Here is a 24,092-nt window from a genome sequence, read left to right as displayed (position 1 = left end):
GCGGGTTAGCCGGGCGGCAGAATCCTCAGTACCACGCAATTGCGTCCCGCATCCTTGGCCTGGTACAGGGCGGCATCGGCCAGGCGCAGCAGCGCGTCCGGATCGGCGGCGCCCGGCGCCGACTGCACCGCGATGCCGACGCTGATCGTCACCTGTTGCGCGTCCGTGCTCGCGTGGACGATGTCCAGATCTTCGATGGCGCGCCGCAGCGCTTCGCCGATCTGGCGCGCTTCGCCCGCGCCCGTGTTTGGCAGCACGATCGAAAATTCCTCTCCGCCGTAGCGCGCCGTCAGGTCGCCCGCGCGCCGCATGCCGGCCGCCAGCGCCTGCGCGACCCGGATCAGGCAGGCGTCGCCGGCCTGGTGGCCATGCCGGTCGTTGAACAGCTTGAAGTAGTCGACGTCGAGCATGACGACGGCAAGCGGCTGGCCAAGGCGCGTGGTGCGCGCGCATTCGGCGCGCAGCACGTCGTCGAAATGGCGCCGGTTCGACAGTCCCGTCAAGCCGTCGGTGATGGACAGGGTCGCCAGCTTGCGGTTGGCGTCTTCCAGCTGTTCCGTGCGCTCGGCAACGCGCCGTTCGAGGCTGTCATGCAGCCTGGCGCTAGAGATCGAGATCATCGCCTGCGCGCCGAGCATGCGCAGGAACGCGACGCGTTCTTCCGTAAACGAGGCGTCGGCCAGCCGGTTTTCGAAGTACAGGATGCCGTCGATCTGCCCGCCATGCCGGATCGGCAGGCACATGACGGCGCGCGGCAGGTGCGACTGCACGTACGGGTCGGCGGCAAAGCGCGAGGCGCCCGTGATGCAGTCTTCGATCACCTCCGCGCCAGTGCGGATGACGTAGCGCAGCAGCGACAGCGGGAATTGCGGGTCGCTGGCGGCGTTCAGGTCGAGCTGGCGCGCTTGCAGGACGGTGACGCCATCGCCATCGATATTGGCTTCCAGCCGATAGCTGCCTTCGGACAGCAGCAGCAGGCGCGCCACCTGCCCGCCGGCGTTTTCGCACACGATGGCAATGAGGCGTGTCAGCACGTTGCGCAGGCCGACTTCGTTCGACAGGATTTGGGCCGCCTTCAGCAGCGACACCAGGTCGAGCGCGGAACTGCCGTGCGTGTGGGAGACGGAATACCGCTGCGTGCCGCGGCCCTCCATCCTTGACAGCAGCGCGGTATGGGCCTCGCGCAGCTGCGCCACCTTGCCCTCCGCGCCCCACTGGCCATAATGCGCGATGGCATCGCGGATGAAGACGGCGGCCACGCGCGGCTGTCCCTGCTCGCACCAGCATACGCCGCATAGTTCGTTGCCCAGCGCTTGCATGTTGACGTAGCCCGCGAGCGCCGCGGCGTCGATCGCCTGCTGGTAAAGGCGCGTGGCCAGTTGCAGGTCGTCCCGGTAGCGCGCCATTTCTGCCATCACCAGCAGGTGTTTGGCGGCGCTATTGTCCGAGCCTTGCCTGGCCCACGCGGCAAGGTTCTCCTGCAGCGTGCCGATCATGGCCAGCATGGCGTCCGCATCGGTGCGTGCGGGAGCGCGCCGCAACGCGCGGATCAGGATCAGCGCGGCGTAGAAGCTGCATTCGGCAACCTTGGCCTGGCCGCGCATGATCTGCGTGACCATGCCGAGCTGGCCGGCCAGCAGTTCGGCGTCGGCGCCGTCGAACAGGTAGGCGTTGCGGATCTTCCCTTGCAGGAAGTAGGCGCGGTACAGCTGCGAGTCGCCATATTGTGCGAGGAAGCGCGCCTCGCTGAAGGTGGCGTCGTCGTAGCTGTCGTGGCGGGGCAGGAGTCCCATCAGGCATTTGATCGGCTGGACCGCGGCGGCGACGCAGCAATCGGCCATCGACTGCTGGCCGTTGGCGCGCATCAGCGCCAGGTCGTGCCCGATGTCGTGCATCAGGTGCGGCAGGTAGTCGCCAAGGATGATGCGGTCGGTGGCGCGCACGGCCGTCACCACGCCGACCTGCACGAAATCGGCGATTTCCAGCGCCCAGCCAAACGCCTCTTCGTACAGGGCGTCGGAGCTGCGCAGCGGCTGCGTCCAGTGGTTGCTGAGCGCGCCGAACATCAGGCCAGTGAGCGTGCGCGTCTGCAGATTGGCACGGCGCCTGGCCAGCGCCATTGCCATCGCGCCAAAGTCGTAGCCGCGTGCGATGTCGCCGCTGTACAGCGCCAGCATCATCGCGTAGCCAACATAGGCGACGGCGCTGAAATCGCTGTTCCCCCGCTGCATGGACAGGCGCGTCATCGACACCACCATCAGCGCGCTGAGATCCTGCTGGCCGGCGTAGTAGCTGGCCATCCATAGGCCCTGCATCATCTGCATCGCGGCCACCGCCTCCGGTTCGCACATGTCGGCCGCGGCCAGCAAGGTCTCGGGCGCCTGCGCGCCAGGCTGGCGCCCGATGTCGGCGAGGATATCGGCGAAGCGCGCCTTCATGTGCGCCACATCGTGCGGAATGTCGATGTCCAGCTGCGCCAGGCCGTCGCGCTGCACGGCGATGGCGTCGAGCAGGCGGCCCTGTAATTGATACTGGTGCGCCTGGATGGCAATGCAGCGCGCTTGCAGCAAGGGGTTCAGGGCGCGGGCGCGCACCACTGGATAGATCGCCTCGGCGGTGTCGAACTGGCCACACAGGTAGGCCGCTTCGGCCGCGCCCAGCTGCAGATCGAGCCAGAGCCCGGCGTGGATGCTCCATGCGTCCGCCGGCAGCAGGTCGAGACCGATTCGCATGTGCTCGAGGGTGGACTGGAACGCGGCGGAGCGCCTTGCCTTGACGCCTGCCTGGAGATTGAGCATCGCCAGCTGCGCGCGCTCGTCCGCATCGTCAATCAGCGCGCGACCGGCGTTGAGCTGCTCGACGATGTCAAACAGCGTCTCGTCCTGGCGCTCCGGCGGCGTATGCCGCAGCAGCAAGCGGCCGATCAGAAGATGGTTGGCCACGCGCGTACCGGCATCGGCGACCACATAGGCTGCCTGCTGCACCCGGTCGTGCAGGAAGCGGTAGCTGACGCCGCTGTTGCCAGCAGCGGTGTCGCCATTGACGTATTTATAGCGTTCGTCGAGCGGCTGGATCAATCCTGCCCTGAGCGCCGGCCACAGGTCTTGCTGCGTTTGCCGCGCTGTGCGGTCCACCGCCAGGGTGAGCGTGTCGAGCGTGAAGCGGTTGCCGCTGGAGGCGGCCAGTTGCAGCAGGTGCTGCGTGATTGCGGGCAGGCGGCGGATTTTTTCCAGCAGCACCTCGACCACGTTGTCGGTGTACCTGGCCTGTTCGATCGCGGGCAAGTCCCAGTCCCAGCAATCGTCGGCGGGCCGGTAGCGCAGGTGGCCCGATTCGTTGAGCGCGGCGAGGAACTGGTTGAGGAAAAACGGATTGCCGGCCGTCTTGCGGTAGCAAATGCTGGTCAGCGGCGCGCAGGCGTGGGCTGCCACGCGCACGCTGGCCGAGACCATTTGCGCCACCTGCGGTTCGGTCAGCGCGCTCAGTAACAGCGTCGACAGACGTACCTCACGGGCGAGCAGCTTGTCGCGCAGCGCGATGAGCGGATGCGCGGCGCCCACCTCGTTGTCGCGGTACGCGCCGATGAACAGCAGGCAGCTCTTGTCGCAGGAGACCATCAGCAGCTCGATCATCCGCAAGGTGGCCGCATCGGCCCATTGCAGGTCGTCGAGGAACAGCACCAGCGGATGCCCGGCGCAGGCGAAGACTTCGACGAAGCGGGGGAAGAGGCGGTCCAGGCGCCACTGGACCTGTGCCGGCGCCGATGCGGGCATCGCGTCGGTGGCGCCGACGATCAGGGCCAGTTGGGGAATCAGCTCGACGATCACGCCCACGCCGCTGCCCAGGGCCTGGTGCAGTTTTGCGGACCACTGCCGCAGCGTTTCCTCGGGCTGGCCGAGCAACTGGCGCACCAGTCCCTGGAAGGCCTGGATCAGCGAGGCATACGGCACGTCGCGCTGGAGCTGGTCGAATTTCCCGGACAGGAAGCAGCCGCGCCGGGCGATGATGGGCTTTTGCACTTCGTTGATGACCGCCGACTTGCCGATGCCCGAATGGCCGGCCACCAGCAGCATCTCGCACCTGCCCGCGCTACTGCGCTCAAACGCCGCCAGCAGCGCGGCGATGGCATCTTCGCGCCCATGCAGCGTTTGCGGCACCAGGAAGCGGCCGTTGTGGTCGGACAGCTTGAGCGCCTGCGTGGGCTTTTTCGCGCGGCACGCTGCGAGGTCGCTGCGCAGGCCTTGCAGGCTCTGGTAACGCTGATCGGCATTTTTTTCCAGCAGGCGCTGGAGGATCGGCAGCAGCTGGCCGGGCAAGCTTGCCAGCGCAGGGTGCGACCAGTCGGGATTGCGCGCAATGTGGCAATGCACGAGTTCCATCTCGTCGTCCGCCTCGAACGGCGCCTGGCCGGTCAGCAATTCGTACAAGGTGGCGCCCAGCGCATAGAAATCGGCGCGCCAGTCGACCCTGCGGTTCATGCGCCCGGTCTGTTCCGGCGCCATGTAGCGCAGCGTGCCTTCGAGGGTCTGGAGGCTGACGATGCCATGGCTTTCGTAGGGCAGTTCACAGGCGATGCCGAAATCGATCAGCTGCAGCAGGCGCCGCTCGCCATTCCACACCAGATTGGAGGGATTGATGTCCTTGTGGATCACGCCCTGGCGATGGACCTCGTCCAGCGCGGCGCACAGTTGCAGCGCGATGTCGAAAAAATCGTCCAGCGCCAACGCGGGTTGCGACGGCGTGCTGCGCGCCGCCACCTGTGCGCGCAATAGCTGGTCGAGCGCCAGGCCGCCGGTATCTTCCTGCAGCATGGTCCAGTGCCCGCCATGCAGCTGCAGCGCCAGCGGACGCGCCACGCCAGGGTGGCGGCAGCGGCGCGCGATCGCGTACTCGCGCTTGAACTGCGCCAGTTGCTGGAAGGAGGGGAACTGCTGATTCGGCATCTTGACGATCAGCGCCGTGCCATCGGCCGCCCTGGCGCGGTAAACGCGCGAACGGACGCCGCTGTGCAGCTGCTTGATGATTTCGTGGTCGAAAACGGAGCGCATGGGCTGGGCTTGGCGGTACACAGACGGTTGCGGGAGCCCTGGAGGCGCACATTTCGGAATCTTACTTGGTTGTAAGTATTATATCAGCAGGGGGCCGTGGGGGAGGGGGAAGGGTGATGGGGTTTGTTGTAAAAATGCCAGTGGAAGCAGGCGAGTGCGGGGCGGGAATGGAGCACGATGACTGTAACAACTGTAGCGATAGCGGGGAAACATGGCCAGCGTGATGCCCTGGTCATGCTCCGCGCCTAATTGCAGCCCGCCCGACTGGACGCCGCCGTGCGGGTGCTTGGCCAGGCTGATTGTGCCAGCCAGCACGTCCTCGCTCGCGTTCACTGTCCCTTTCGGGCAGGTCCACCATGATGGCGTCGGCACCGTCCGCGTAGTCGGTGACGATCATCGGATTTGCGACCTCAGAACATGGCCCGACCTTGTGACGTTAGTGCATGCTCTTCATCAACACCAGCACGAGGAACACGCCAAGCACGAGGTTGGCCGCCAGCAGCAGCATGCAAGTGCGCCACAGCGCGCCCCATTTGCCCAGGCTGTAGGTGCCGCGTAGCTGCAGAAACATGTGCAGGGGCGGCGCCAGGCACACCAGCAATGCGATCAGCCAGCCCTGGTTGAGCATCGCTAGCGGTATCAGCACGGTAAACAGCAAGGACATGAAGCACAGCGAGTACAGCACGAAGACCGCATGGTCGTACATGGCCACGCCTGGCTTCCAGAAAAACATCAGCCACACGAAGGGCAGCGAGATCGGGATCAGCAGGAACGAGAACTTGTAGGCCGTGTTCTTGAACTTGTAAAACGCCAGCTCGGGATTCTCTGCGGCGTGATGAAAGCTTTTTTCCAGCTCCGGAAACATGGCGTTGGGATTGGGCGGGCTGGACGCGATCCTGGCGGCAGTCTTGTCGAACCAACCGGGCTCTGTCAGCTCAAGTGCTTCTTCACCGGTCGCTTTTTCGGGCGACACGACGTGCAGCAGGCGTTGCTCGGCTTCGTGGTGCAGCTTGCGCGAAACGGCCAGCGCCTTCTCGACACCAGCGACGCCGATATCGGCCTTGCGGGCCTCCTCCAGCGCCAGCTCATTGCGCTCGACCTTGAGCTTGGCAGACGCGACGTGTTTGGTCAGCGAGGCGATATTGGCGTCGCGGGTCAGCAGCTTGCCGCCGCCGAACGAGGTGGCGAAGAAGGTCAGGAACACCATGAACAGGAACAGCGCGAGCGGCGAAACATAGTTCTTGCGCTGACCGTCGATGTAGCGGCGCGTCAGACGGCCAGGAAAGGCCACCAGCAGCGGGATCGTCTTCCAGCCCTTGGCGTCGAAGTGCAGGATGCCGTGCACGACTTCTTCGGCCAGGTGCAGCAACGAATGGTGGACGTGGGCCGACTGGCCGCAGGCCTGGCAAAACGCGCCGCCCAGCGGCGCCTGGCAGTTGGCGCAGTTCGCAACGTGCGCGGCACCGGCCGGCTGCGGCGCTTTATCGTCCTCAACCTCGCTGGCCGCCACACCTGCCATCGCCAGGGCGCCGACCGCTTTCAGCTCACTCATCGTGCAACTCCCACCAGGAAAATGGCTGATTGTGCAACAAGGCGCCTGTATGTTCAAGTAATACTGGCAAAAACGGCAATCGGTATGCTGCCGGACAGTGCCGCCACGGTTGGCATCGCCAAGGCCATCGAGCAGAGGGCGAGGATCAGGTCCGACAATCGGACAAAAACCTAACAGCTTTGCGCTTCAAAGCAGGGTGAATTCTGCGACGCCAGTTCTATAAAAGCTGAGGCTGTGTCCAAATGTCAGACCTGACCCTGGATGTGTGACCCTGGATGTGCTCCACTGACTTTGCTTTCCCCGGTCATGCGCTGATCGCGCCAGGCACCGATCAGTTCCGGGGTTACGTTGGCCAGTTTGATGTCTTTAATTTTCACGCCGCCAATGAGCACTTCGCCTATAGCATTGAGGCGCAGCCTTTCCCAGCGCTCGTCGCGCTTGTGGACGGAGACTTCTTCCAGATACCTGTCGAATGCGTCGCCGCACCTTTTCCCGACGACGATGCCACTGTTGGCGCCGCGCCGGATTTCGGTTTCGCGTTCTGACGCCCAGGCCGTAGCCTCGGCCTTGGTGCTGAATGTTTTAGATTCCCGTGTGCCGAGGATGGCGATCTCTGTCCGCCAACCGCCAACCCGTTTCCTGAATGAAGCCATGCATCCCTCTCATTGCGGCGTAATCATGGCGTAAATTTGGCGTAATCCCTACTGGTTTTTGTCAGACTTAATATGGATTAATAGGAATCTCGGGACGTAAAAAAAGCCACTAACTCGTTGAGTTTAATGGCTTTTTTGATGTTTCTGAATTCTGTGCGCTGGTGCCCGGAGCCGGAATCGAACCGGCACGCCCTTACAGGCGGGAGATTTTAAGTCTCCAGTGTCTACCAGTTTCACCATCCGGGCAGCGCGGCGAGATTCTAGCACAAGTGATGCCCATTGCACCATCTTGAACTCCCGCTGCCCGAACCGGCGATCCAGGCCGTGCCTGGTCATTGCCGTATGCCACCGCCGCCTTGATGGACATGGGCCGCAAGCCTGTCTGGCCTGATTCATTGTTTTCCATTTCGCCTTTGGCTCCCGCTGCTTGCAGCGCCTGGGGCTATTTGGCGTTGTCCACTGAAAGGAGGTGCGTCGATGCGTGCGTAGTCAGGCGCGCGCGGTTGTTGTTCATTCGAAGTCGTTTTTTGCTTGGCAATCTGTCGTTAACTTAAAAGAGGAACACCATGGCACGTTCAGTAAAAGAATTGATTGAAAATACGCGTTCGGCACAGGCGAACAAGACTTTGCAGTCCTACCTCGACGGTGGTGGCAATTTCGTATATGGCACTGGCTACAATATGTACCAGCGCGGCAGCACGGTGAATGGCTTGATACAGTCGGGTACGATCTACATCGATGAAAGCGGCATTGCCGCCGCTGCCGCCAAGCGCGGCGTGCCGGTCGATCAGATCCTGACGGAAGTGTATATCCATGAATTGGGGCATTACGTGTATCGCCGCGATGACGCCGTACCCGTCGCTCCCGAGGCGAAGGAAAACTGGTGCTATCAGCGCGAAGGGGAAGCGGCGGTATTTGGTTTTCAGGTTGCCATGGAAGCGCATCAGCAAGGTATTTCACTCAGCGTGGCAGGCACGAATTCCAATCCTGACCTGTATGCCATCATGCTGGCGATACATTACAGCCTGAGTATTTTTGATCCCAAGTCCAACCAGTATCTCGCCGCGATGATTGCGGCGGCGGGACGCGAGTTTGCCAAAGATCCGAAGTACAGCGAATACTGCAAAGCGCTTGCGAAAACTCAGCTGGGCGCTCCGCCGCCTTATCAGATTCCCGGTGCATATGGCGAAGGTGGTACCGGTGGCACCGGTGGCGGTGGCGGCGGTGGTGGTAGCGGAGGTGGCAGCGGCGGCGGCGGCCCCAATCCCGGCGGTACCGTCACCGTGCCCAAGAATCCGAATGTCGAGATGATTCCTGGCTAAGAGCCTGTGGCGGCGGAGGCATTCATCCGTCGCGACAGGTTCCAGGTAATGGCGTCGCCGCGCAAGAAAGCCGTCCGGTGAATGCCGGGCGGCTGTGTCATGCCAGGACGGACGGCGCTACACGCTCAAAGCCATCAGAACGTCGCCTTGAACTGCACCCCATACGTGCGCGGTTCGTTGATGATGCCCGTCAGGTTGTCGAAATCGATCGCGCCCAGCGACTGGATCTGGTTGGTGATGTTGCGCCCGTACGCGGAGAGTTCATAGCGGTCCCATTTGTAGCCGACGCGCAAGCCGCCTTCGAGCAGTTCCTTGGCCTTGTATTCCTTCGCTTCATACAGGAAGAAGTTGTAGCTGGTGCGGTAGGCCCAGTCCGTGTAGGCGTAGAACTCGCCATTGGCGAGGGGAATGCTGTATTTCAGGGTGAAGTTGGTTTGCCATTCCGGCGCGCGCGGCAGCGGGTTGCCGTCGATGTAGGCGGTGCCGCGGAAAGGGCCGACAGGGTCGGTGACGGTGCAGCCGCTGGCCGGATTGTTCAGCGCATTGCCGCAGCTTTGCACGAACAGCTTCTTGTCCTGGATTTCCGTGTGGTTATAGCTGCCGCCCAGGGTCATGCTGAGCGAATCGCTGAGGTTCGCCTGAAAATCGAGTTCCACGCCACGGCCCGTGGCCTTGTCGGCGTTGATCAGCTGGTTCATGTTGACGGCGCCGCTGCCGGCCGTCAGTTGCTTGTCCTTGACCCGGTACTGGAACACGGCCAGGCTCAGGCGCGCGCGCTTGTCGAACAGGTCTTGCTTGATGCCCGCCTCGACGGACAGGGCTTTCTCTGCGCCCGCGAACGAAGGACGGTCGGCCAGGCCGTTCAGGCGTCCCTGCATCGAGGGTGCGCGGTAGCCGGTGGCGATGCGCGCGTAGGCATTCGTTTCCGGCGTCAGCACATAGGTGCCGCTCAAGTCCCAGCTGATGTTGTGCGACGTGTCGTTCAGCTTGAAGGGGCCGGCCGTGGTCGCCTCTACCCGCTTGGCGGAGAAATCCTTCTTGTCGGTCGTGTAGCGCAGGCCGGCGCGCAGTTTCAGGGCGTCCGAGACCGTGTAGTTGAGCGAGCCGAAGGCCGCGTACGACTTCGAGCTCTGGTTTTGTGTGGCATAGAACGGGCTTTGCGGGTTGCCGGGCGCCAGGCTGTTGAAGCCGATGCTGTCGATCTGGATATCTTCCTTGAAGTAGAACAGGCCGGCTATCCATTGCAGCGGGCCGCGGGCAGACGATTCGGCGCGGAATTCCTGTGAAATCTGCTTGTGGTTGGGAATCACGTCGGCCGTTTCCACGACGAAGGGGATGAAGCCGGGCCCCATCGGTGGCGCATACACGGCGCCATAGCCGCCGTCGACGTCGGCGCGGCTGAAGAAATCGAGTTTTTCGTAGCCGGTGATCGAATGCAAAGTGACGCCGGGCAAGTCCCATTTCAGGCGCATGCTGCCACCCTTGGTTTTCAGGTGCTGGCGGTTGATGCCGTCGGTCGGATAGTTATCGTAATCAAAGCCGTCGACCAGGTCGTTCGTGCCTTGTTTCAGGATATTCGCGCGGAACAAGGTGGCCGTGCCGTCGAGGTTGCGCGCATGCACATTGAACAGGGCCGTGAAATCACGCGTGGGCTTGACCAGCACCTGCAGGCGGGCGGCGCTGTCTTCATAGCCTTCGAAGTCGCGCGTGCCGGTGGGGCGCGGGTTGTGCACGCGGTCGTCGCGGCGCTGCGTCTGGCCGGAAAAGCGCAGGGCGACCGTGTCGCTGACGGGCACGTTGAAAGCGCCTTCCAGGTTCTTCATGCCATCCTTGCCAAAGCCGCCGCTCAGGTAGCCTTCCGTCTTGAAGACGGGCTTGGCGGAATCGAACTTGATCACGCCGGCTGGCGAATTGCGGCCGAACAAGGTGCCTTGCGGGCCGCGCAGCACCTCGACCTGATCCACGTCAAACACGGGAAAACCTTTCAGCATGGCATTTTCCTGCACCACGTCATCCATCACCAGGCCCACCGGCTGCGAGGCGTTCAAGTCGAAGTCGGTATTGCCCAGGCCGCGAATGTAGAAGCGGGGGAAGGTGCGGCCGTAATCCGATTCGACGGAGACGCTGGGCGAGCGGCTGTTGAGGAAGCGGACGTCGGCGCCGCCGGCCGTCAGGGTGTCGAGCTTGTCGCCTTTCAGGGTGGCGATGGACATCGGCACGTCCTTGATGTTTTCCGCGCGCCGCTGCGCCGTCACGATCACCGTTTCCAGCTGGCCAGGGCCGGCCTGCACCGCCGGGGCGGCAGGCGCCGGGCCGCCGTCCTGCGCCATCGCCTGCAGGGGAAAGGCGGCCGTGATTGCCAGGGCAAGCAAGGTGTGGCGTAGGGTGCTGGAATGCGGTGTCATCATGAAACGGCTCCTGTCGGTCGAGGTTGTTGGGGCACTGCCAGCTGGCGCTGGCCAGCTGGATGAGAAATTATGCTAGCACGGAAAGTTTTGCTATTCATGCCATTTCCCATTGACGACTATTCATATCCGTTTCGACTGAATACACGAATAAAATCGTATTTGTCGTCAATATCTGGTGGGTGCATAGTGGAGTGCCGGCAGGCTCGTGCGAGCGCAACAGCGGCCAGGCATTGCGGCAGTTTGTCCTGCGGGAACGCAAAAAGCGGGATGGTTTTTGCCGTGCTGCGCGTGGCTGGACATTGAAAATACAACAGCTGCCGCGTTTTTTTTCGAAACGGGCGTGTTGTTGCAGCGCTACAGGGGACGGCGCCGTTTGCGGCGACCCCCTGTGCGCGTAAAGCGGGGCGTGCGGGGCCGCATGCCCGATCAGCTTAAAACTCTTCCCAATCGCCGGCCGTCACGGCTTCCGCTTGCGCCGTGCGGTGTTTTGCGGGCGTGGCCTGGCGCTTGACGGTGCTGCTGGCCGCCGCCGGTACCAGGCGCAGCGGCTTGCGAATGGCACGCGCTGGCGCTGGTGCCGCCAAATGGGCGTCGTGTGTCTTGAAGATGCTCACGGTTTGCACCAGGTGGCTGGCCTGGTCGCGCAGGGATTCGGCCGCCGCCGCCGCTTCTTCCACCAGCGACGCGTTTTGTTGCGTGACGCTATCCATCTGCGTCACCGCCTGATTGATCTGTTCGATCCCGGTGGACTGTTCCTGGCTGGCCACCGTGATTTCAGCGATGATGTTGCTGACGCGGGCGACGCTGGCGACCACCTCGGACATCGTCGTGCCCGCTTGCGCCGCCAGCCTGGATCCGGCATCGACGCGGCTCACGGAATCGTCGATCAGCGTCTTGATTTCCTTGGCCGCGCTGGCGCTGCGCTGGGCCAGGCCGCGCACTTCGGTGGCGACGACGGCAAAGCCGCGTCCCTGTTCGCCGGCACGCGCCGCTTCCACTGCGGCATTCAGGGCCAGGATATTGGTCTGGAAGGCGATGCCGTCGATGACGCTGATGATGTCGACAATCTTGCGCGACGATTCGCTGATCAGGTCCATGGTGCCCATCACTTGTCCCACCACGGCGCCGCCCTTGCTGGCGACGTCCGATGCGGTGGTGGCCAGCACATTGGCTTCACGGGCATTTTCCGCATTCTTGCGCACGGTGCTGGTGAGTTCTTCCATCGAAGAAGCGGTTTCTTCCAGCGAACTGGCTTGCTGTTCCGTGCGCAGCGACAGATCGCTATTGCCGGTGGAAATTTCCTCGGCGGCAAGGGCCACCGTGTTGGAATCCTGGCGCACGGAGGACACTACCGTGGTCAGCGACGCCTGCATGCGCTGCAGCGCCGACAGCACGCTGACGCTATCGTGCGGTGCGACGCTGAGTTGGCCGGTCAGGTCGCCGGCGGCAAGCAGGCTGACGGCGTCGCACAACTGCTTCGGTTCCGCGCCCAGCGCCTTGAGCAGGCTGCGCGTGATGAGCCAGCCCGCCAGGGCCGCCAGCACGATGGACAGCAGGCTGGCGCCGATGAGGATATTCCTGTTGAGAATGTAGTGCTCTTTGTCTTCCTGCAAGATGACGGCGGAGTGCTTGTCCGTCAGGGCGAAATACTCATCGCTGGCGGCGACCAGGGCGGCCAGCAGCGGGCGGCACTCCTCGTTCATCTTGACGATGGCTTGTTCGGTTTTCTTTTGCAGGGCCAGGTCGACGATGCCCAGCGCCACGGGAGCATAGCGCTTTTCGATGCTGTCGATCTTGCTGATGATGGCGCGCACCTCGTCCGATACCTCCGGCTGCTGTGCCAGCTGCAGCAAATGCTGCATGTTCTTGACGACATCGGCGTGTGCCTGCAAGACTTGTTTGCGTTCGATTTCCAGGTCTTCCGGCTTGGTGACGAGCACCAGGTTCCTGGCCGCCACGGCGCGCATGTCGATCGCGTCACGCACGCGGTGCGCCGTATTGGCGCGCGCCATGATGCCGTTGACATACTGGTCAAAGCCGGCGTTGAAGGTGGAAAAACTCCGTACGGACAGGATCGAGATGCCGATGAGGAAAAAGACCAGCAGGCCGAAAGCCAGAGTGAGCTGGGTGCGTACGGTGAATTTATCCATGATGTCTCTCCCAAAAATACGTGTTGAAGATTAGAAAGGGGGCGTGCGTGGGACGGGTGCAGGCGCTTGCCTGGCAGCGGGTGGTGCCCTACGCAGTGCTTCTCTATCCAGAACACGGATTCGTGGTGTGAGGATGGCGTTACTTAAAAACCGATTTCAATAATTTATTTGTTTTATTTATTAAATTCATTGTTTCACAAAAAATTCAGCAGATCAATCAGATTTTGCGTGCTAAAAAACAACTTTTTGACGGGCAAGGTTTGTCCCAGTGCCGCCGGACCGGGCGCGGGAGAGCGTCCGGAACCTGCAACTGCGCCGCCAGGGCTTTCAGATGGGAAATGCACCCGCGCCCGACACATTCAGGCAGGCGACCTTGTCGCTGGAGAAATACTTGATTTGTCCCAGGCCGATGGCGTAGCAGCCGTCGCTGAGCGGAGAAATGGGGCCGGTGAGTTTTTCACCGCTGACCAGGGTCACGACCCAGGGCGTGGTGGCCGGTTTGCCCGCGTGGGTCAATGCGTATTGTACCAGGTCCGACATGCTGCCTCCGATGGAAATCAAAGCTTGATGATAGCAGGGCTGAAGCAGCCTATCCTTGTGTGCACGGCCCTGTAGCGCGGGTACAACCGAGGCAGCTGTGGGCGTCATAAAATATTTGCAATTATTATGTCCATAATTGCAATGATTTGGTATAGTTGATAATTACTCGAGGAAAGAAATCCTGCGAGAAATAATATATTTCTTATATCTTTTCTGTTGCAGGGGGTGCATTTCATCGGCCGCCAGGCACAGTCTCCCTGAAAGCCGCACCATGTCCAGCCAGCACCATGACGCACCGCCCCGCTTTTCCCTGCCCCCGCCGCCGGTTACCAATACGCCGCTGGAATTCATGCCCACGCACGATCTGTCGTTCTGGGACAGCGATGTGACGCCGGGCTGCACGGTGTCGCTCGATGCCGCCATGTCGTTCAAGGATGGCTACCCCTCCTTGCGCATCGACCTGCCTGCCGGATTGCCTGCCGGTACCGTCGTGAAAGTGGGAACGACAGGCGCTGCCGGCAAGGGCCAGCCGCGCATCCCGTTCAACTGGGATTTGCAACGCTTTTCCTTCGCCCTGCGCTCGACGAATGCCGCCATCATGCAGACGGGTGGCATGATTTACCTCGGGAACAGCGATTACAGCAGTTTCTGGTCCGGCTTCCTGAATGCCTTGCATTACGGCGGTTCCGCCGCCGCTGACACAGTGATGTTCGTCGACAATGCGTGGTGGGTGCCCAAGCTGGCCACGCCGCTCGATTGCGAGGGCACGCCCACGGCACAAAACCTGTCGCGCGGGAAATTTACCGTGCAGCTGACCGCCGCCACCACGCAGCCGGAAACGATCTGGCTGGGCATGCTTGCGGCATTGCCGAAGCGTAAATTGCCCACCGTCATCTTGTCCTTTGATGATGGTTATGCCTCCTGGGATACGTATCTGATGGAGCGGCTGAAATATTATGACTTGCCCGCTTCGTTTGCCATCGTCACGTCGCTGCTGGGGAAATCTGATTACATGTCGGTCGAGCGCATGAAGGCGCGTTTCGACGATCCGTCGCGCCTGTTCGACTTTACCCTGCACCAGAGCGTGCACGACAATGTGGCGGTACAGGGTTCGGCCCAGTACGTCACGGCGCTGCAGGTGGGGCGCGACCAGATGCGCGCGGCCGGTATCGGCGGCGATGGGCCATCGCACCATGCGTGGGTCGAATCGTTGTGGACCAATACGGCCATCGACGCCATGCGCGCCGCCGGTTTCCTGTCGGCGCGCGGCGCCGGCTATACGGCAGAGCGCGGCTTTGACCAGGTGTTTTTCTCCGGCAATGACAAGGATGCGTACATCCTCAATACGTCCATGGTCAACCTGACAAACGACGCCAGCTTTGCGCAAGTCCAGGCGGCGATCCAGGCGGCGGTGGACGACGGCAGCTTTGTGTTTGTCAACGGCCACGATATCGTCAGGACGCCAGCGTCCGACTACCAGACTTCGTATGCTGTCATCGATGAATTGCTGGCATGGCTGGCGGGGCAAGTGGCTGCCGGGGCGCTGCAAGTGGTGTCGCATAGTCGCTGGTTTGCCGATACGACGGGCAGGGTGACGGACCGTCGCTGATCGCCGCGGAAGAAGGCTGCGCCGGCGCCTTACGCGTCGGCCAGCAAGTTCTTCGGCAGGGCCACCGATACCAGTTTCCAGCGCCACAGGCCGTCGCGCGTCAGGGTCAGTTCGCCGATATGGCTTTTGCTGTGGGCGCGTTGCACCACGACGCTGTCCCAGGAGGTGTAGCGCAGTTTGTAGTCGGGTTTGGTGTTGCGCTTGCGGCCGCTGATGTCGCTGACCTTGGCGATCGGCTTTTCGTAGCGGTCATTGAGCTTCATCAAGGCGACGATGCCTTCGGGCATCAGCATGGTATCGAGCAAGGGGTCGATGACGTCGGGGCTGATGTCGTCGGCCACTTCGGGCGCCGAGAACAGGGTGTGCAGTTGTTGCCCCAGGCTGCCGCGCAGCTGGGGCAGGTCGATATGCGCAGCCAGGGCCTGGCTATCCTCGTCCATGGTCGCCGCGCGGATCTCGTTCATGGTGAAATACGGGCTGCCATAGAAGGCGCCGGCCAGCGCGACCAGTGCCACTACAGCGAGAAGCATCATTCTTTTCATCGTGCAATCTCTCGGATGCCTGGCGATCCGTGCGCCTGAAGTGTTGGCATTCTACATAATATTTCCAAAAGTCAACATAGTGGTTTAGGTAAGTGTTGTTTTAGATCAAGTTTCGTCAGAGTAATTCTGGCGGCAAGGTAATGTCCGTCAGTTTCCAGTCCCAGATGCCATGGCGGCGCAGCAAAAACTGGCTGGCGGCGGGGCCGGCGCCGCTGCGCCGCAGCACCACTTCATTCCAGGAGCGGTACGCCATGCCAAAGTCGTGGCGCTTGCCGTCCGTCCCCTGCTTTCCGTGCAATATCAATACCGTGATGCCGGGCGGCGAGACGATGGTATCGAGCATTTCCTTGAAATCGTCTTCGCTGGCCGTTTCGCCGGCCGCCCGCAACTGGCGCGCCACGCTGGCACGCACGGCCGGCAGGTCGGCCTGCTGCCCCAGGGTTTCCAGGCGCACGGATTTCGCCGCGATGCTGATGCGGTACATGGCGATGTAGGGGCTGACCCAGGTGAAGCCGATGGCGGCAACGCCAAAAATGATCGCGGTGGCGTACTTTCTTTTCATGGTCCGTGTTTTTGTATGAGCTGTGCCGCCGTGATTTTACCCGGCCAGCGGTGCCGGATGGTGTAGCATTCGTGCCGGCGCGGACCATCGCGCCGCAATATTGAGGACAACCATGAATATCACTATCAATCAGGTGCTGCAGTCGTATATCGACCCGCTCACCGCCAGCGAGTACGCGGCGCTCGAGCGCAGCCTGCTGGCCGAAGGCTGCCGCGACGCGCTGGTGCTGTGGAACGACGTGCTGATCGACGGGCATAACCGTTACGCCATCTGCCGCCAGCACGGCATCGAATTCAAGACCATCCAGAACACCAGCTTTACCTCGCTCGACGACGTCATGCTGTGGATGATCGACAATCACCTGGCGCGCCGCAGCGTGTCGGACTTCCAGCGCGGCGTGCTGGCACTGCGCAAGAAGGAAATCGTCGCCGCGCGCAGCCCGGCACCCGTCAGTGCCCAGGATGCGCCGGAAGGCGAAAACGCGCCCAAGCCGGCCATGAGCACGCGCGAAGAAGTGGCCAAGGCGGCGCGCTTGAGCAGCAACCAGATCAGCCAGATCGAGAAAATCCAGAAAGCGGCGTCGCCGGAACTGGTGCAAGCCGTCCGTTCGGGCACGATCTCCATCAGCGCGGCGGCCACCGTGGCGTCCTTGCCGCCGGAAGAGCAGGTGGCGGCCGTCGCCGGTGGCAAAAAATTGCTGCGCCAGGCGGCCAAGGAAATCCGCGAACAGCGCGCCGCCACGCGCACGCCGCGCGAGCCGAAGGCACCCCACGTGTCGCAGGACACGCCGGAAACGGGCAACGAGCCGTGGGCGGACAACGCGGCCCAGGCGCCATCCGAAGCGGAGCGCCTGCGCGGCGAGATCGCCAGCCTGAAACAGCGGGTGGCGCAGTTGCAGGCGGAAAACGTGGAACTCAACCAGCGGATTGCAACCCTCATCGACGCATCCTGATTAGTGGAGTAGTGCATGCCAGCTCGCCGTGCCCTGTTCGCCGCCATCGCCTGCGGCGCCGTTGCCGTTCCCCCGGTGCTGGCCGCGCCCGCCGTTTCTGTCACGGACATGGCCCGCTGGCAGGCGCAGGCGACTAATGTCAGCATCGCGCGCGATACCTGGGGCGTGCCCCACGTGACGGGCAAGACGGATGCCGATGCCGTCTTTGGCCTGATGTATGCGCAGGCCGAAGACGATTTCCCGCGCGTGGAACTCAATTACATCAACGCCATGGGGCGGCTGGCGGAGGTGGAGGGCGAACGGGAGCTGTACCGCGACCTGCGCATGAAGCTCTTCATCGACCCGCTTGCGCTGCAGGCGCAGTACCGCGCCAGCTCGCCGTGGCTGCGCAAGTTGATGGATGCGTTTGCCGATGGCCTCAATTTTTACCTGGCCACGCATCCGCACGTCAAACCAAAACTGATCGCGCATTTCGAGCCGTGGATGGCCCTGAGCTTCAGCGAGGGCAGCATCGGTGGCGATATCGAATCGATCAACCTGGCGCAGCTCGAAGCGTTTTATGGCCAGCAGGCCAGGCCGGCCGCCGTGGCGCTGGCCAGCGTGGAGACTGGATTGGAACCTGAACCGAGTGGCTCGAACGGCTTTGCCATCGCGCCCGCCATCACGAAAAACGGCCATGCGCTCTTGATGATCAATCCGCACACGTCCTTTTACTTCCGTCCCGAAGTACAGATGACCAGCGGCGAAGGCTTGAACGCGTATGGCGCCGTCACCTGGGGCCAGTTTTTCGTCTACCAAGGTTTCAACGAGCGCCTGGGCTGGATGCATACTTCTGGCGGCGGCGACGTCATCGACGAATACCTGGAAAGCATCGTCGACAAGGACGGCGCCTGGTTCTACCGCTATGACGGCGGCCTGCGCCCCTTGAAAGCCGTGCCGATGATCTTGCCCTACAAACTGGCCGATGGCGGCATGGGCTCGAAAACCATCACCGTCTATTACAGCCATCACGGCCCCGTCGTGCGCGCGCTGGATGGTAAATGGGTGGCTGTGCGCCTGATGAACGAACCGTTGAAGGCGTTGACGCAATCGTACACGCGCACCAAGGCGCGCGATTACGCGGCGTTTTACAAGACCATGGAACTGCGCACGAATTCGTCGAACAATACCGTGTACGCGGATGCGGACGGCAATATCGCCTACTTTCACGGCAATTTCATCCCCGTGCGCGACCCGCGTTTCAACTGGAAGCAGCCCGTCGACGGCAGCGACCCGGCCACGGAATGGAAAGGGCTGCACACGGTGGCGCAGACCATCACCCTGTTCAATCCGAAGAATGGCTGGATACAGAACACCAACAACTGGCCGTATTCGGCGGCCGGCGCCGACAGCCCGCGCCAGGGCGATTACCCCGCCTACATGTCCGTGTACGGCGAAAACGCGCGCGGCCTGCATGCCGTCAAGGTCTTTCAAAATAAAACAGGCTTTACTCTCGACAGCCTGATCGCCGCCTCGTATGACAGCGAATTGACGGCGTTCGAAGCGCTGTTGCCGCCGCTGTTTTCCGCATACGATGCACTGCCGGAGAACGCTGCGCAAAAGCTGGCGCTGGCCGACAAGGTGGCCTTGCTGCGAACCTGGGACTGGCGCTATGCGCTGACGTCCACCGCCACCTCGCTGGCCGTGTTCTGGGGCCAGGAGCTGGCCGAACTGACAGGGAAACAGGCGCGCGAACAGGGCGTACCCGTGGTGGACTTCATGGCAACAGACAAGGTCACGGCGGACCAACGGCTGGCTGCCCTGGCGACGGCGGCGGACAAATTGCAGCGCGATTTCGGCAACTGGCAAACGCCGTGGGGCGAGATCAACCGCTTCCAGCGCCTGACGGGCGACGTGGTGCAGCCGTTTGACGATGCGCAAGCCAGCTTGCCCGTGCCTTACGCGTCGGGCAACTGGGGCGCGCTGGCCGCGTATGGACAGAGCAGCAAGAGCACGACGCGCAGGATTTACGGTGAGCGTGGCAACAGCTTTGTCGCAGCCGTGGAATTCGGTCCGCGCATCAAAGCCAAAAGCATCCTCGCCGGCGGCCAAAGCGGCGACCCGAAGTCGCCCCACTTCAAGGACCAGGCGGCCATGTATGCGCGCGGTGAATTCAAGGACGTGCTGTTTTATCCCGAGGATGTGGCAAAGCACCTGGAGCGCAGGTACCGGCCGGGGGAGTGAGGTTTGTGGTGTGTCGGATTACGCCCTTGCGGGCTAATCCGACCTACCGCCCTCGGCATACCGTAGGTCGGATTAGCGCAGCGTAATCCGACAAATCACCTCCTCAAATCGCATCAAGCGCCGTGCGCAAGTCATGCCGCAGGTCTTCGACATCCTCGATCCCCACGGACAGCCGGATCAAGCCATCGCCGATCCCCAGCTTTGCCCGCTGCTCGGCGGGAATACTGGCATGCGTCATCAGGGCCGGATGCTCGATCAGGCTTTCCACGCCGCCCAGGCTTTCGGCCAGGGCGAATACTTCGCAGCGTTCCAGGAAGCGGCGCGCACCTGCCAGATCCGTATCGAGGTCGATCGAGATGATGCCGCCGAAACCATCCATCTGGCGCCGTGCCAGTGCGTGCTGCGGGTGCGAGGCCAGGCCAGGATAGAAGACTTTTTTTACTTCCTTTTGCTGCTCCAGCCACTGCGCCAGCGCCAGGGCGCTTTCGCAATGGCGCTGCATGCGGATGGCCAGGGTTTTCACGCCGCGCAAGGCTAAAAAGCTGTCGAACGGCCCGGCAATCGCGCCCACCGAGTTTTGCAAAAAGCCCAGCTGCTCGCGCCATTCGGCCTGGCGTTCTTCCGCACCCACGATGGCGATGCCGCCGATGATGTCCGAGTGGCCGTTCAGATACTTGGTGGTCGAGTGCACGACGATGTCGAAACCATGTTCGAGTGGGCGCTGCACCAGCGGGCTGGCGAAGGTATTGTCGGCCACGGCGATGATGCCCCGTGCGCGGCAGATGTCGGCGATCGCGCGCAAGTCCGCCAGTTTCAGCATGGGGTTGGTGGGCGTTTCCACCCACACCATTTTCGTTTCGGGGCGCAGCGCGGCCAGCAGATTCTCGGGATTGGTCAAATCCACATACGTGAATGCGTGGCCGGACGAGCGGCGGCGCACGCGCTCGAATAAGCGGTAGGTGCCGCCGTACATGTCGTCGCCGGCGACGATGTGGCTGCCCGCATCGAGCAATTCCAGCACGGACGAGATGGCGGCCAGGCCCGAGGCAAACGCGAACGCCGCGCTACCGCCTTCCAGGTCGGCCACGCAGCGTTCGAGCGCCCAGCGCGTGGGATTGTGCGAGCGGCCATAGTCGAGGCCCTTGTGCACGCCGGGGCTGTCCTGCACGAAGGTGGAGGTGGCGTAAATGGGCGGCATGATGGCGCCCGTCGACGGGTCGGGCGACTGGCCGGCGTGGATGACACGCGTGGCGAGATGGCTCTTGCGGGTGGTTTCCTGGCTCAAGATAGTGTCCTGCGTAAGTGGTTGAGAAGGTCGAAGCGGGTGATCAGGCCGTAGAAGGCGGCATCGTCGGCGACGACGGCCGTCAAGCCCCGGTCCAGGGTGGCGCGCAGGGCGGACAAGCCGCTGGACGGCGCCAGGGTTTCGATCTGCGTCGTCATGGTGGCGCCCACCAGACCGGCGAAATGCGCGGCGTCGCCCGAGACATGCAGCAGCAAGTCCGATTCGTCAAGAATGCCGACCAGCTGGCCGCCGTCGATGACGGGCAACTGGGCCAGGTCGCTCGAGCGCATGCGGTTGAAGGCCGTGAGCAGGGTGTCGCCAGGCGCCACGCTGACGACGTCGCCCTCGTCATAGCGGCGTCCGATCAGGTCGCGCAAGTCGCCCGACACGGCCCGTTGCAACAGGCCCTGGTCGCGCATCCAGCCGTCGTTGTAGACTTTGGATAGATAGCGCGTGCCCGTGTCGCAGACAAACGTGACGACGCGCTTTGGCGTCGTCTGTGCGCGGCAGTATTTGAGGGCGGCCGCCAGCAGGGTGCCGGTGGACGAGCCACCTAAAATGCCTTCGGCAAGCAAGAGGGCGCGCGCGGAATCAAAACTTTCCTGGTCCGTGATGGTGTAGGCTTTCGTGACGCTTTCCATGTCGGCGATCGACGGGATAAAATCTTCGCCGATGCCTTCGACGGCCCACGAGCCGCTCGTGTCCGACACTTTGCCGGACTCGATATATTCGGTGAGGATGGAGCCTTGCGGGTCGGCCAGCACGAATTCCAGCTTCGGCTGCGCCTTGCGGAAGTAGCGCGTCAGGCCCGTCAGGGTGCCGGACGAGCCGACGCCGACGACGATGGCGTCCACGTCATGGCCGCTCTGCTCCCAGATTTCGGGCGCCGTCGTCGTTTCGTGGGCCAGCGGGTTGGCGGGATTGTTGAACTGGTCGGCAAAGAAGGCACCCGGCAGTTCGCGCGCCAGGCGCGCCGCGTAATCCTGGTAGTACTCGGGATGGCCCTTGCCCACGTCCGAGCGCGTGGTGTGCACTTCGGCGCCCAGGGCTTTCAGGTGCAGCACTTTTTCCGTCGACATCTTGTCGGGCACCACTAAAATGACGCGGTAGCCCTTGATGCGGCCGACCAGGGCCAGGCCGATGCCGGTATTGCCGGCCGTCGCCTCGACGATGGTGCCGCCCGGCTGCAAGCTGCCGTCGGCTTCGGCCGCTTCGATGATGGACAGGCCGATGCGGTCCTTGATGGAACCGCCGGGATTTTGTGATTCCAGTTTCAGGAACAGCTGGCATAGGCCCGTGTCGAGCCTGGTCACTTCGACCAGCGGGGTATTGCCGATCAGCTTGTATAGCGCTGGCGGCTGGGGTGGGGATGGCATTCGATCATTCATGGTGGCTCCTGTCAGAGAAACAACGGCTCCGGATTGTGTCCCGAGCCGCCTTCCGTGCCGCGCAGTGTAGGCGGGTGGACGAGTGCGGCGAACGAATGTTTATATGCTTGCATATGCGCCGTTCGCATATCGGCTGCAAGGTTCGCGATGCGAGTATGCGCCGTTTTTAGCCCGCTTGCCGCGCCAATGGCACGACTATTAAGCTGCCGCAAGCCCGCCATTGCGATTTATAATCACGCCTCGAAAAGGTACTGAACAGTATCCTGAAAAACCAGACGAACAGGGCAGGCGGCAGTGGCAAAACTTTATTTCCGGTATTCCGCGATGAACGCGGGCAAGTCGACGGCCTTGTTGCAGGTCGCGCACAACTATGAAGAGCAGGGCCAGCAGGTACGCCTGTACACGGCCGCCATCGACAGCCGCTACGGCGTGGGCAGAGTAACGTCGCGCCTGGGGCCGCAGCGCCAGGTCGATATCTTCCATGCCGACACGAATTTCCTCAATGACATTCCGCAAGTGGCCTGTTTGCTGGTGGACGAAGCGCAATTTCTAAGCACGGCCCAGGTGCAGCAGCTGCACCAGCTGGCGCAAGTGAAGGGCGTGCCCGTCATCTGCTACGGCTTGCGCACGGATTTCAAGGGCGAACCGTTCCCCGGCTCGGCCTATCTGCTGGCGCTGGCCGACGATATCGAAGAATTGAAGAATATTTGCACTTGCGGCAAGAAAGCCACGATGAACATCCGCGTGGACGAGCAGGGCCGTCGCATCAAGGAAGGCGAGCAGATCAGTATTGGCGGCAATGAGAGTTACCGCCAGGCGTGCGGGCGCTGTTTTTACTCGTAAATCTACTCGTAAATTAATCGGCGACGGGCGCGCCCACGTCGGCATCGTCCGCCAGCGCCAGGTCGCCCCGCTCGAAGGCGGCGAGGATTTCATTCGCGCGCGCCACGTCGTGTTCGCGCACCATCACGCGAGCGCCGCCGATGGCGGCTGCCAGCAGCATGTCGGCCTGCATGTGCTGGTCGTCCGTCAGCAGCACGTCGATGCCGGCCGCTGCCAGGCAGCCGCGGATGACGTGCGCATCTGTGGGGATCATCAGCCGGGCAATCAAAACATAGTCGTCGTGCATGGTTTCTCCTGGGCGGTGGATTCTGCCCCATCTTAGCACCCGGACTGCACTTACAGCTTGAACACGCCCACCACCTGGTTCAGCTCCTGCGCCTGCTCCTGCAGGGCGTCGTCGGCCGCGGCCGCTTCTTCCACCAGGGCCGCGTTCTGCTGGGTCACCTGGTCCATCTGGACGATGGCCTGGTTGACTTGCTCGATGCCGCTGCGCAGTTACCCGTCTGCCTGCGCCGGTGCGCTTGAGCCGTTTGGATTGCTCCGCTGAGTTCTGGCGAAATCCACCAGATCCCCTGGATAGAATTGCGCGTCGCGGTAGCTGCGGTCGTCGATATCGAGCAGGTAAGTGATGGCGGCTGCCTCCCAGGACCAGTATCCCATGAAGCTTGTGCCTCGGGTATGGCTGTCGTAATAGGGTTCGCGACGGCTGGCGTGGTACCAGTCGTCCAGATATCCGGCCATCAATTCGCTGCGCTTTTCCTTGGGTGCCGCGAAAATCTTCAGCGTCTTGAAGTAAGGCCGGTGGCGGGTGCATTCGTCCGGCGGCGTGCCGCGCTCAGATAGGTAGAAAGCGAGCAAGCGTTCCAGCATACCGTCGCGTCGCGGGTTGTGATAGTCGAGAAGGGCTGGCAGACGAGGCAACAAATGCCCCCAGCCAAACAGGATGCCAAGGCAGACTAAACGGTTTGCCTGGTCAAAGCCTTCGCCAAGAAGAGGAAGGTGGGCGACATAGGTT

The 24,092-nt window shown here is 62.4% G+C and carries 17 protein-coding genes and 1 tRNA gene; 5 read left to right on the top strand and 13 right to left on the bottom strand.

Translation table 11 applies throughout. The features are described 5' to 3' along the window. Positions 1-5 precede the first annotated feature (5 nt). From HWE17_RS20505 to HWE17_RS20490, 4 genes are all read right to left on the bottom strand, one after another. Positions 6-5,048 carry a diguanylate cyclase gene (locus HWE17_RS20505; protein ID WP_176390040.1) on the bottom strand — a complete coding sequence of 1,681 codons (5,043 nt, stop codon included), beginning with the start codon at positions 5,046-5,048 and terminating at the stop codon, positions 6-8. A 436-nt stretch (positions 5,049-5,484) separates the two neighbouring features. Further along, entirely contained in the window at positions 5,485-6,600 is a 1,116-nt protein-coding gene (locus HWE17_RS20500) for a DUF3667 domain-containing protein (protein ID WP_176390039.1), read from the bottom strand. 245 nt (positions 6,601-6,845) lie between these two features. After that, positions 6,846-7,253 carry a hypothetical protein gene (locus tag HWE17_RS20495; RefSeq protein ID WP_176390038.1) on the bottom strand — a complete coding sequence of 136 codons (408 nt, stop codon included), beginning with the start codon at positions 7,251-7,253 and terminating at the stop codon, positions 6,846-6,848. Between the two features lie 159 nt (positions 7,254-7,412). Continuing rightward, a tRNA-Leu gene (locus tag HWE17_RS20490) sits at positions 7,413-7,499 on the bottom strand. 320 nt (positions 7,500-7,819) lie between these two features. Between HWE17_RS20490 and HWE17_RS20485 the strand changes: the two genes are divergently transcribed. Further along, positions 7,820-8,575: a hypothetical protein gene (locus HWE17_RS20485; RefSeq protein WP_176390037.1), complete on the top strand. Its 756-nt coding sequence runs from the start codon at positions 7,820-7,822 to the stop codon at positions 8,573-8,575. A gap of 134 nt (positions 8,576-8,709) precedes the next feature. Here HWE17_RS20485 and HWE17_RS20480 read toward each other — a convergent pair whose 3' ends face one another. The 3 genes from HWE17_RS20480 to HWE17_RS20470 all read right to left on the bottom strand — a co-directional run bounded on the left by HWE17_RS20480 (position 8,710) and on the right by HWE17_RS20470 (position 13,673). Next, on the bottom strand, positions 8,710-10,980 hold the full coding sequence (locus HWE17_RS20480) for a TonB-dependent receptor (RefSeq protein ID WP_176390067.1): 2,271 nt from the start codon (positions 10,978-10,980) through the stop codon (positions 8,710-8,712). A gap of 434 nt (positions 10,981-11,414) precedes the next feature. Beyond that, positions 11,415-13,133 carry a methyl-accepting chemotaxis protein gene (locus HWE17_RS28905; RefSeq protein WP_176390036.1) on the bottom strand — a complete coding sequence of 573 codons (1,719 nt, stop codon included), beginning with the start codon at positions 13,131-13,133 and terminating at the stop codon, positions 11,415-11,417. Between the two features lie 327 nt (positions 13,134-13,460). After that, positions 13,461-13,673, bottom strand: coding sequence for a hypothetical protein (locus HWE17_RS20470; protein WP_176390035.1), 213 nt, complete (start codon positions 13,671-13,673; stop codon positions 13,461-13,463). A 271-nt stretch (positions 13,674-13,944) separates the two neighbouring features. Here HWE17_RS20470 and HWE17_RS20465 point away from each other — a divergent pair, with 271 nt between their 5' ends. Further along, positions 13,945-15,282: a polysaccharide deacetylase family protein gene (locus HWE17_RS20465; protein ID WP_176390034.1), complete on the top strand. Its 1,338-nt coding sequence runs from the start codon at positions 13,945-13,947 to the stop codon at positions 15,280-15,282. A 29-nt stretch (positions 15,283-15,311) separates the two neighbouring features. On the opposite strand, the gene HWE17_RS20460 is transcribed toward HWE17_RS20465, so the two are convergent. Further along, the gene (locus tag HWE17_RS20460; RefSeq protein ID WP_161784157.1) at positions 15,312-15,815 is read right to left on the bottom strand and encodes a DUF2939 domain-containing protein; all 504 of its coding nucleotides are present in this window, start codon (positions 15,813-15,815) and stop codon (positions 15,312-15,314) included. A 124-nt stretch (positions 15,816-15,939) separates the two neighbouring features. Continuing rightward, complete coding sequence (locus tag HWE17_RS20455; protein WP_176390033.1) at positions 15,940-16,386, bottom strand: DUF2939 domain-containing protein; 447 nt, start codon at positions 16,384-16,386, stop codon at positions 15,940-15,942. 112 nt (positions 16,387-16,498) lie between these two features. Between HWE17_RS20455 and HWE17_RS20450 the strand changes: the two genes are divergently transcribed. Then, the gene (locus HWE17_RS20450; protein WP_176390032.1) at positions 16,499-17,338 is read left to right on the top strand and encodes a hypothetical protein; all 840 of its coding nucleotides are present in this window, start codon (positions 16,499-16,501) and stop codon (positions 17,336-17,338) included. Positions 17,339-17,353: 15 nt separating this feature from the next. Continuing rightward, on the top strand, positions 17,354-19,561 hold the full coding sequence (locus HWE17_RS20445) for an acylase (protein WP_176390031.1): 2,208 nt from the start codon (positions 17,354-17,356) through the stop codon (positions 19,559-19,561). Between the two features lie 103 nt (positions 19,562-19,664). Here HWE17_RS20445 and HWE17_RS20440 read toward each other — a convergent pair whose 3' ends face one another. Further along, the gene (locus HWE17_RS20440; RefSeq protein ID WP_217916836.1) at positions 19,665-20,846 is read right to left on the bottom strand and encodes a PLP-dependent aspartate aminotransferase family protein; all 1,182 of its coding nucleotides are present in this window, start codon (positions 20,844-20,846) and stop codon (positions 19,665-19,667) included. Next, complete coding sequence (locus HWE17_RS20435; protein ID WP_176390065.1) at positions 20,843-22,222, bottom strand: cystathionine beta-synthase; 1,380 nt, start codon at positions 22,220-22,222, stop codon at positions 20,843-20,845. The genes HWE17_RS20440 and HWE17_RS20435 overlap by 4 nt, the downstream gene beginning before the upstream one ends. Positions 22,223-22,528: 306 nt before the next feature. Between HWE17_RS20435 and HWE17_RS20430 the strand changes: the two genes are divergently transcribed. Next, positions 22,529-23,077 carry a thymidine kinase gene (locus HWE17_RS20430; RefSeq protein ID WP_034778598.1) on the top strand — a complete coding sequence of 183 codons (549 nt, stop codon included), beginning with the start codon at positions 22,529-22,531 and terminating at the stop codon, positions 23,075-23,077. 13 nt (positions 23,078-23,090) lie between these two features. On the opposite strand, the gene HWE17_RS20425 is transcribed toward HWE17_RS20430, so the two are convergent. Beyond that, positions 23,091-23,363 carry a DUF2007 domain-containing protein gene (locus HWE17_RS20425; RefSeq protein WP_100873454.1) on the bottom strand — a complete coding sequence of 91 codons (273 nt, stop codon included), beginning with the start codon at positions 23,361-23,363 and terminating at the stop codon, positions 23,091-23,093. 209 nt (positions 23,364-23,572) lie between these two features. Continuing rightward, on the bottom strand, positions 23,573-24,092 hold a 520-nt coding region (locus HWE17_RS20420; protein WP_176390030.1), incomplete at its 5' end, for a PoNe immunity protein domain-containing protein.

The sequence above is a fragment of the Janthinobacterium sp. BJB401 genome (assembly GCF_013372745.1).
Classification (GTDB): domain Bacteria; phylum Pseudomonadota; class Gammaproteobacteria; order Burkholderiales; family Burkholderiaceae_D; genus Janthinobacterium; species Janthinobacterium rivuli.
The sequence above is the reverse complement of the archived record's forward strand: the minus strand, read 5'-3'. Positions and strand labels throughout refer to the sequence as shown.